The organism is Agromyces humi (genome assembly GCF_009720255.1).
In the GTDB taxonomy this organism is placed as follows: domain Bacteria; phylum Actinomycetota; class Actinomycetes; order Actinomycetales; family Microbacteriaceae; genus Agromyces; species Agromyces humi.
This window is the reverse complement of sequence record NZ_WJSP02000153.1, coordinates 1-8,322: the sequence shown is the minus strand read 5'-3', so window position 1 is coordinate 8,322 and position 8,322 is coordinate 1. Positions and strand designations below refer to the sequence as shown.

Here is an 8,322-nt window from a genome sequence, read left to right as displayed (position 1 = left end):
AAGTCCCGGCGGGAGGCGCCGGCCGCGCCGTCCGGCGGTGCGCCGTCCTCGGCCCTCGCTTCAGGACTGGTGCCTTCGTTCCCCACGGTCCCCCCTCGGCGTTCAGCTCTCGAGCGCTGCCGGTCCTTCGGTGACCAGCCGCGCGAACTGCGCGGCATCGATCACCCGAAGGCCGAGCGCCTCGGCCTTCGCGAGCTTCGAGCCCGCGCCGGGACCGGCTGCGACGAAGTCGGTGTTCTTCGACACGCTCGAGGCGGCCTTGCCGCCGGCGGCGATGATCGCCTCCTGCGCGCCCTCGCGCGTGAAGCCGTCGAGCGATCCCGTCGCGACGATCGTGAGCCCGGCCAGCACTCCTCCGGACGAGGCCGCCGCGCCCGGTCCCGGATGACCGGGCGTCGTGAACTGCACCCCCGACGCGGTCCACCGGTCGAGGATCTCGCGATGCCAGTCGACCTCGAACCACTCGAGCAGCGAGTCGGCGATGATCGGGCCGACGCCGTCGACCTCGGCGAGCTCCGCCCGCTCGGCCGACCTGATCGCGTCGAGCGAGCCGAAGTGATCGGCGAGCGCGCGAGCGGCGACCGGGCCGACGTGCCGGATGTTGAGGGCGACCAGGATGCGCCAGAGCGGCTTCGTCTTCGCCAGCTCGAGGTTGGCGACGAGCTCGTAGGCCGCCTTCGACGGCACGTGGGTCGCATCGCCGGCGAACTCGGCGGCATCGGCGTCGTACGCGGGGTCGGCCCCCTTGCCGGTGCGCCGCCGCAGTCGGCGGAACGGCGCCCGGTACACCGGCGTTCCGTCGTCCTCCAGGCGGGGAAGCCCCGTCTCGACGTCGCGTACGACCACCTCGATCGGGAAGAGCTCGCGCACGGTCAGGTCGAAGAGCCCGGCCTCGGTCGGCAGCGGCGGCTCTGCCGGCACCGCGGGATGCGTCAGGGCGGCGGCCGACACCTCGCCCAGCGCCTCGACGTCGAGTGCGCCCCTCGAGCCGATGTGCTCGACCCGCCCGCGCACCTGCGCCGGACAGCTGCGCGCGTTGGGGCAGCGCAGGTCGATGTCGCCCTCCTTCATCGGCCGCAGCGGCGTGCCGCACTCGGGGCACTCCGCGGGCATCACGAAGGCGCGCTCGGTGCCGTCGCGGAGTTCGACGACCGGTCCGAGCACCTCGGGGATGACGTCGCCGGCCTTGCGCAGCACCACCGTGTCGCCGATGAGCACGCCCTTGGCCTTCACGACCTCCTGGTTGTGGAGGGTCGCCTGCCGCACCACGGAGCCGGCGACGCGAACCGGCTCCATCACCGCGAACGGCGTCGCACGGCCGGTGCGCCCGACGCTCACGACCACGTCGAGGAGCTTGGTGTTCACCTGCTCGGGCGGGTACTTGTAGGCGATCGCCCACCGGGGCGCCCGGCTGGTCGCGCCGAGCTCGTCGTGCAGCGCGAGCTCGTCGACCTTCACGACGATGCCGTCGATCTCGTGCTCGACGTCGTGGCGGTGCTCGCCGTGGTGCGCCACGAACTCCTGCACTCCCCGCACCGAGTCGAGCACCCGGAAGTGCGGACTGGTGGGCAGCCCCCATCCCGCGAGCAGCTCGTAGACCTCGGACTGCGCGGACACCGGCGGATCCGGCCAGGCGCCGATGCCGTGCACGAGCATGCGCAGCCGCGACAGGCGGTCGCGCATGAGGGCCAGCTGGGCGGCGTTCTTGTTCTCGGCCTTCTGCCGGAGCGAGCCGCTGGCCGCGTTGCGCGCGTTGGCGAACTCGCGCTCGCCCGCAGCCGTCTGCCGGGCGTTGAGCTCGTCGAACAGCGCAGTGGGGAAGAACACCTCGCCTCGCACCTCGACGAGGGGCGGATGCCCCGTGCCGGCGAGCTTCGTCGGGATGCCGCTGATGTACCGCACGTTCTCGGTGACGTCCTCGCCGACGCGGCCGTCGCCGCGCGTGGCCGCAGTGACGAGCCGCCCGTGCTCGTAACGGAGATTGAGGGCCAGGCCGTCGATCTTGAGCTCGCACAGCCAGTGCACCGGACGCCCCGCCGACGCCTGCGCGCGATTCGCCCAGTCGGCGAGCTCGTCGGGCGAGAAGACGTTGTCGAGGCTCAGCATGCGCTCCGCGTGCTGCACGGGCGCGAAGAGCGTGGTCTCGCCGCGCCCCCCCACGGTCAGCGTGGGGCTGTCCTGGCTCTGCAGCTCGGGATACGCGCGCTCCAGCGCCTCGAGCTCGTGCATGAGCCCGTCGTACTCGGCGTCGGAGATGATCGTCGTATCGCGCTCGTAGTACGCGTCGCGCGCCTCGTTGATGCGGATCGTGAGGCGCTCCACCTCGTCGGCCGCGTCGGGGAGGCTGATGCCCTGGTCGATGTCGTCGTCCGCCACATCGACAGTCTAGGGAGGCCCGCCGACGGCGTCCCACGCGCACCGCCGCGGCCGGATCGGGCGGGCTCGGATGCCTCGCGCGCCGGGCCCTTCACCCACACGTGCTTCACCGTGGCGCCCTACGAGGGCTACGTCGCCGTCGCCGAGAAGCTCAACGCCCTCACCCCCGGTGGCCACGCCAAGCGCTCGGCGCTCTTCAACTCGGGTGCCGAGGCCGTCGAGAACGCCGTGAAGATCGCCCGGCACTTCACGAAGAAGCAGGCCGTCGTCGCGTTCGACCACGCCTACCACGGCCGCACGAACCTCACCATGGGCCTCACCGCGAAGAACATCCCGTACAAGAGCGGCTTCGGGCCGTTCGCGTCAGAGGTGTACCGCGCGCCGCTGAGCTACCCCTTCCGCGACGGCGGCCTCTCGGGCGCCGAGGCCGCGGCGCGGGCGATCTCGGTCATCGAGAAGCAGGTCGGCGCCGAGAACCTCGCCGCGATCATCATCGAGCCCATCCAGGGCGAGGGCGGGTTCATCGTGCCCGCGCAGGGCTTCCTCCCCGCGCTCGTCGAGTGGTGCCGCGCGAACGACGTCGTCTTCATCGCCGACGAGGTGCAGACCGGCTTCGCCCGCACCGGCGCCTGGTTCGCGAGCGAGCACGAGGGCATCGTGCCCGACCTCGTCGTCGCGGCGAAGGGCATCGCCGGCGGCCTGCCGCTCTCCGCGGTCACCGGCCGCGCCGAGATCATGGACTCCGCGATGGCCGGCGGCCTCGGCGGCACCTACGCCGGCAGCCCGATCGCCTGCGCCGCCGCACTCGCCACGATCGAGGCGTACGAGCAGGACGGCCTCATCGAGCGCGCCCGCGAGATCGGCGCCGTGCTCATCGGCCGCCTCAACGCGCTGCGCACCGCCGACCCCCGCATCGGCGATGTCCGCGGCCGCGGCGCCATGGTCGCGATCGAGCTCGTCGACCCCACCACCGGTGCGCCCGACGCGACGCTCACCACCGCGATCGCCAAGTACGCGCACGCGAACGGCGTCGTGCTGCTCACCTGCGGCACGTACGGCAACGTCATCCGCTTCCTGCCCCCGCTCACCATCTCCGACGAACTGCTCATCGACGGCCTCTCGGTCGTCGCGGAAGGACTGAAGAACGCATGACCGACCTGCTCGCGGCGACGACGATGTCGACCGCAACGGATGCCGCGCCCGCGCCCGGCCCGGCGCCCACCGTCGACCACATCGCGACCCCGCTCACCGACGCGCGCGCCCAGCTCGCCGAGGCGATCGGGCTGCTCGGCTACGAGAACGGCCTGCACCAGATGCTCGCGACCCCGCGGCGTGAGCTCACCGTCGCGGTGCCGCTGCGCCTCGACTCGGGCGAGAGCCGGCTCTACATCGGCCACCGTGTGCAGCACAACTTCTCGCGCGGTCCCGCCAAGGGCGGCCTGCGGTACGCGCCCAACGTCAACCTCGACGAGGTGCGGGCGCTCGCCATGTGGATGACCTGGAAGTGCGCACTGCTCGACGTGCCCTACGGCGGCGCGAAGGGCGGTCTCGCGATCGACCCCCGCGAGCACTCCATGGCCGAGCTCGAGCGCGTCACCCGCCGCTACACGAGCGAGATCCTGCCGATCATCGGCCCCGAGCGCGACATCCCCGCGCCCGACATCGGGACCGACGAGCAGACCATGGCCTGGATCATGGACACCTACTCGGTGAACAGCGGCTACACGGTGCCCGGCATCGTGACCGGCAAGCCCATCGCGCTCGGCGGCTCGCAGGGCCGGGCGAGCGCGACCAGCCGTGGCGTCACGCATATCGCGCTCGCAGCGCTCCGCCACGTCGGGCTCGACCCGGCCCGCTCGACTGCGGCCGTGCAGGGCTTCGGCAAGGTGGGTGCGGATGCCGCGCGCTTCCTGTCGGCGGCCGGCGTGCGGGTCACCGCGGTCAGCGATCAGTACGGCGCGATCCTCAACACGGGCGGACTCGACGTCGAGGCGCTCTCCGAGCACGTCCGGGCCACCGGCTCGGTGGTCGGATTCCCCGGCGGCGACGCGCTCGACGGCGCCGACCTGCTCACCCAGGACGTCGACCTGCTCGTTCCCGCCGCAGTGGAGGGCGTGCTGCACGACGGCAACGCCGGCGACGTGCTCGCCCGCGTCATCGTCGAGGGCGCCAACGGCCCCACGACCCCGGCGGCCGACCGCATCCTCCGCGAACGCGGCATCCTTGTCGTGCCCGACATCCTCGCCAACGCCGGCGGCGTAATCGTCTCCTACTTCGAGTGGGTGCAGGCGAACCAGGCCTACTGGTGGCGCGCCGACGAGGTCGAGTCCAGACTGGAGGAGCGGATGCTCAGCGCCTGGCAGCATGTGCTCGGCTATGCCGAGGCGCGCGACCTCTCGCTCCGCACCGCCGCCACCGCGCTCGCCGTCGAGCGCGTCGCCGAGGCGCACCGCCTCCGCGGCCTCTACCCCTGATCGGGCACCACACGCCAACCGGCCGACCGACACGAAACGGATCGCACCAATGACCGACACCATGCAGCACACCGCCGAGACCACCGTCCTCGACCGGGTCGCAGACCGCCTCTTCATCGGTGGCGAGTGGGTGGAGGCCGAGGGCGGCAAGACCCTCGCCGTCTCCGACCCGTCGACGGGCGAGACGATCAAGGAGATCGCGGATGCCTCGCCGGCCGACGGCATCCGCGCGCTCGACGCCGCCGTGGCCGCCCAGGACGCGTGGGCCGCGACCGCGCCCCGCGAGCGCGGCGAGCTGCTGCGCCGGGCGTTCGACCTGCTCCAGGAGCGCAAGGAGGACTTCGCGCTCCTCATGACGCTCGAGATGGGCAAGCCGCTCGCCGAGGCACGCGGCGAGGTCGCCTACGGCGGCGAGTTCCTCCGCTGGTTCAGCGAGGAGGCGGTGCGCATCTCGGGCCGCTACGGGCTCAACCCCGAAGGCACCGGCCGCATGATCGTCTCCCAGCGCCCGGTCGGGCCGTCGTTCTTCATCACGCCGTGGAACTTCCCGCTCGCGATGGCGACACGCAAGATCGCGCCGGCGCTCGCCGCGGGCTGCACCGTCGTGATCAAGCCGCCGGCGCTCACGCCGCTCACGACCATCGCGTTCGTGCAGCTGCTCGAGGAGGTCGGCCTGCCGAAGGGCGTCGTGAACGTGGTGCCCACGTCGACGTCGTCGAAGGTGTCGGCGCCGATCATCGCCGACCCGCGCCTGCGAAAGCTCTCGTTCACGGGCTCCACCGAGGTGGGCCGCACCCTCATGCAGCAGGCGGCGCAGGGCATCCTCCGCACCTCCATGGAGCTCGGCGGCAACGCGCCGTTCGTCATCTTCGAGGACGCCGACCTCGACAAGGCGGTCGACGGCGCGATGATCGCGAAGTTCCGCAACATCGGGCAGGCCTGCACCGCGGCGAACCGCTTCATCGTGCACGAGTCGGTCGCCGACGAGTTCGCGAAGCGGGTCGCCGACCGGGTCAAGGCCATGAAGGTCGGACGCGGCACCGACGACGGCGTGAACATCGGCCCGCTGATCGACGAGAAGGCCGTCGACTCCACCGACGAGCTCGTGCAGGACGCCGTGTCGAAGGGCGCGACCGTGCTCACCGGCGGCACCCGCATCGACGGCGACGGCACGTTCTACGCGCCGACGGTGCTGGCCGGCGTCGCCGCGGGCAGCCGCCTGCTCAGCGAGGAGATCTTCGGGCCGGTGCTCGGCATCACCACGTTCTCCGACGAAGACGAGGCCGTGCGCCTTGCCAACGGCACCGAGTACGGGCTCGTCTCGTACGTCTTCACGCAGGACCTCGCACGCGGTCACCGTCTCATCGAGCGCATGGCCACCGGCATGATGGGCCTCAACACGGGCCTCGTCTCGAACGCGGCCGCGCCGTTCGGCGGCGTGAAGCAGTCCGGCATCGGCCGCGAGGGCGGTCTCGAGGGCATCCACGAGTACCTCGACACGAAGTACACGCTCATCCCGGTGAGCTGAGCAGCGAGCGGATGCCGCGGCCGCGCGCCGCGGCATCCGCTCGCCTCACCGAGCACGCACCCCAGGAAAGTCAGACAGGAACCATGGAACGCATCGACTGCGACGTCGTCATCGTGGGCGCCGGGGCATCCGGCCTCACCGCCGCCACCCGGCTGAAGGAGGCCGGCCGCACCGTGGTCGTCCTCGAGGCGCGCGACCGCGCCGGCGGGCGGCTCTGGACCGACGACATCGACGGCGCCATGCTCGAGATCGGCGGCCAGTGGGTCTCGCCCGACCAGGACGCGCTCATCGAGACGCTCGAGGAGCTCGGCCTCGAGACCTACCCGCGCTACCGCGAGGGCGTGAACATCTACATCGGCCCCGACGGCGAGCAGAAGCGGTTCGAGGGCGAGATCTTCCCGGTGCCGCCGGCGACCGAGCAGGAGATCCTCACCCTCATCGAGAAGCTCGACGCCCTCGTCGCCGAGATCGACCCCGACCGCCCGTGGGAGCACCCGCAGGCCAAGGACCTCGACGAGATCTCGTTCTCTCGCTGGCTCGAGACGCAGACCGACGACCTCGAGGCGCGGGAGAACATCGGCATGTTCATCGCCGGTGCCATGCTCACCAAGCCCGCGCACGCGTTCTCGGCGTTGCAGGCACTGCTCATGGCGGCCTCCGCGGGCTCGTTCTCGAACCTCGTCGACGCCGACTTCATCCTCGACCGGCGCGTCGTCGGCGGCCTGCAGCAGGTGCCGCTGCTGCTCGCCGAGCGGCTCGGCGGCGCCGTGCGCCTCGGGCAGGCGGTCCGCACGCTGCGCTGGGCCGGCCTTTCCGAGAGCGATGGCGCGGCTCCCGCGCGCGGCGTCGTGGCCGTGACCGACGACCTCGAGGTGCACGCCAAGCACGTGATCCTCGCCGTGCCCCCGATCCTCATCAGCCGCATCTCGTACGAGCCGCCGCTGCCCCGCCGGCAGCAGCAGCTGCACCAGCACCTCTCGATGGGCTTCGTCATCAAGGTGCATGCCGTCTACGAGACGCCGTTCTGGCGCGAACAGGGCCTGTCGGGCACCGCGTTCAGCCCCTATGAGCTCGTGCACGAGGCCTACGACAACACCAACCACGAGGATCCCCGCGGCACGCTCGTCGGCTTCGTCGCCGACGAGGAGGCCGACGGCGTCTTCTCGCTGAGCCCCGAGGAGCGCAAGGAACGCATCCTCGAATCGCTCTCGCACTACTACGGCGAGCAGGCCAAGCACCCGGTGGTCTACTACGAGAGCGACTGGGGCTCCGAGGAGTGGACGCGCGGCGCCTACGCCGCGAGCTTCGACATGGGCGGCCTCGCGCGCTACGGGGCCGACCTGCGCACGCCCGTCGGGCCCATCCACTTCTCGTGCAGCGACATGGCCGGCAAGGGCTACCAGCACGTCGACGGCGCCATCCGCGTCGGGCGAGAGGTCGCCGACGAGATCCTCGCCGCATCGTGAACGGGCCGACGGATGCCGCGACCGGCGGCTCCGCGGACGCCGCTGCCCGGCGCATCGTCGTCGGGTACACGGCGAACGACTCGGGCGCCGACGCGCTCGCCCTCGCGACCCGGTTGGCACGGGCGAGCGAGGCGCTGCTCGACATCGTGATGGTCCTGCCCAGTGAGGCGCGTTCGAGCACCGTGCCGAGCGACCCGGGCTACGAGCGGCACCTCAAGGAGCAGTCGCGGGAGTGGCTCGCCGAGGCATCCGAGTCGCTCGACGACGATGATGATGCCGACGTCGCGCAGCTGCTCCACATCCGCTACGCGGAGTCGTTCGCCGAGGGCCTCATCGCCGCGGCGCACGAGTTCGGTGCTCGGCTCATCGTCGTGGGCGCGGCCCGCGGCGGGCTGTTCGGCCGGTCGCGCATCGGCTCGGTCGCGAACGAGCTGCTGCACTCGTCCGACGTGCCCGTGGCCCTGGCGCCGTCGGGCTC

General features: G+C 71.8%; 6 protein-coding genes. 5 read left to right on the top strand and 1 reads right to left on the bottom strand.

Features of this window, described 5'->3' with window-relative positions; genetic code table 11:
• Positions 1–102: 102 nt before the first annotated feature.
• Positions 103–2,322, bottom strand: coding sequence for an NAD-dependent DNA ligase LigA (gene ligA, locus GH736_RS12900; protein ID WP_235934158.1), 2,220 nt, complete (start codon positions 2,320–2,322; stop codon positions 103–105).
• On the opposite strand from ligA, the gene gabT reads away from it, so the two are divergent.
• The 5 genes from gabT to GH736_RS12875 all read left to right on the top strand — a co-directional run.
• The gene (gene gabT, locus GH736_RS12895; RefSeq protein WP_235934156.1) at positions 2,224–3,528 is read left to right on the top strand and encodes a 4-aminobutyrate--2-oxoglutarate transaminase; all 1,305 of its coding nucleotides are present in this window, start codon (positions 2,224–2,226) and stop codon (positions 3,526–3,528) included. The two genes, ligA and gabT, sit on opposite strands and share 99 nt — an antisense overlap.
• On the top strand, positions 3,525–4,850 hold the full coding sequence (locus GH736_RS12890; protein WP_407922347.1) for a Glu/Leu/Phe/Val family dehydrogenase: 1,326 nt from the start codon (positions 3,525–3,527) through the stop codon (positions 4,848–4,850). Before gabT ends, GH736_RS12890 begins: the two co-directional genes overlap by 4 nt.
• A gap of 49 nt (positions 4,851–4,899) precedes the next feature.
• Positions 4,900–6,378: an NAD-dependent succinate-semialdehyde dehydrogenase gene (locus GH736_RS12885; protein ID WP_407922346.1), complete on the top strand. Its 1,479-nt coding sequence runs from the start codon at positions 4,900–4,902 to the stop codon at positions 6,376–6,378.
• 83 nt (positions 6,379–6,461) lie between these two features.
• The gene (locus GH736_RS12880) at positions 6,462–7,844 is read left to right on the top strand and encodes a flavin monoamine oxidase family protein (RefSeq protein ID WP_159603885.1); all 1,383 of its coding nucleotides are present in this window, start codon (positions 6,462–6,464) and stop codon (positions 7,842–7,844) included.
• A partial coding sequence (locus tag GH736_RS12875; RefSeq protein WP_159603883.1) for a universal stress protein occupies positions 7,841–8,322 on the top strand: 482 nt, incomplete at its 3' end. The genes GH736_RS12880 and GH736_RS12875, both read left to right, overlap by 4 nt.

Bases quoted from the DNA above. Each gene is read 5' to 3' on its own strand.
- GH736_RS12890 (WP_407922347.1), top strand. From the start codon at position 3,525: ATGACCGACCTGCTCGCGGCGACGACGATGTCGACCGCAACGGATGCC.
- GH736_RS12880 (WP_159603885.1), top strand. From the start codon at position 6,462: ATGGAACGCATCGACTGCGACGTCGTCATCGTGGGCGCCGGGGCATCC.
- GH736_RS12885 (WP_407922346.1), top strand. From the start codon at position 4,900: ATGACCGACACCATGCAGCACACCGCCGAGACCACCGTCCTCGACCGG.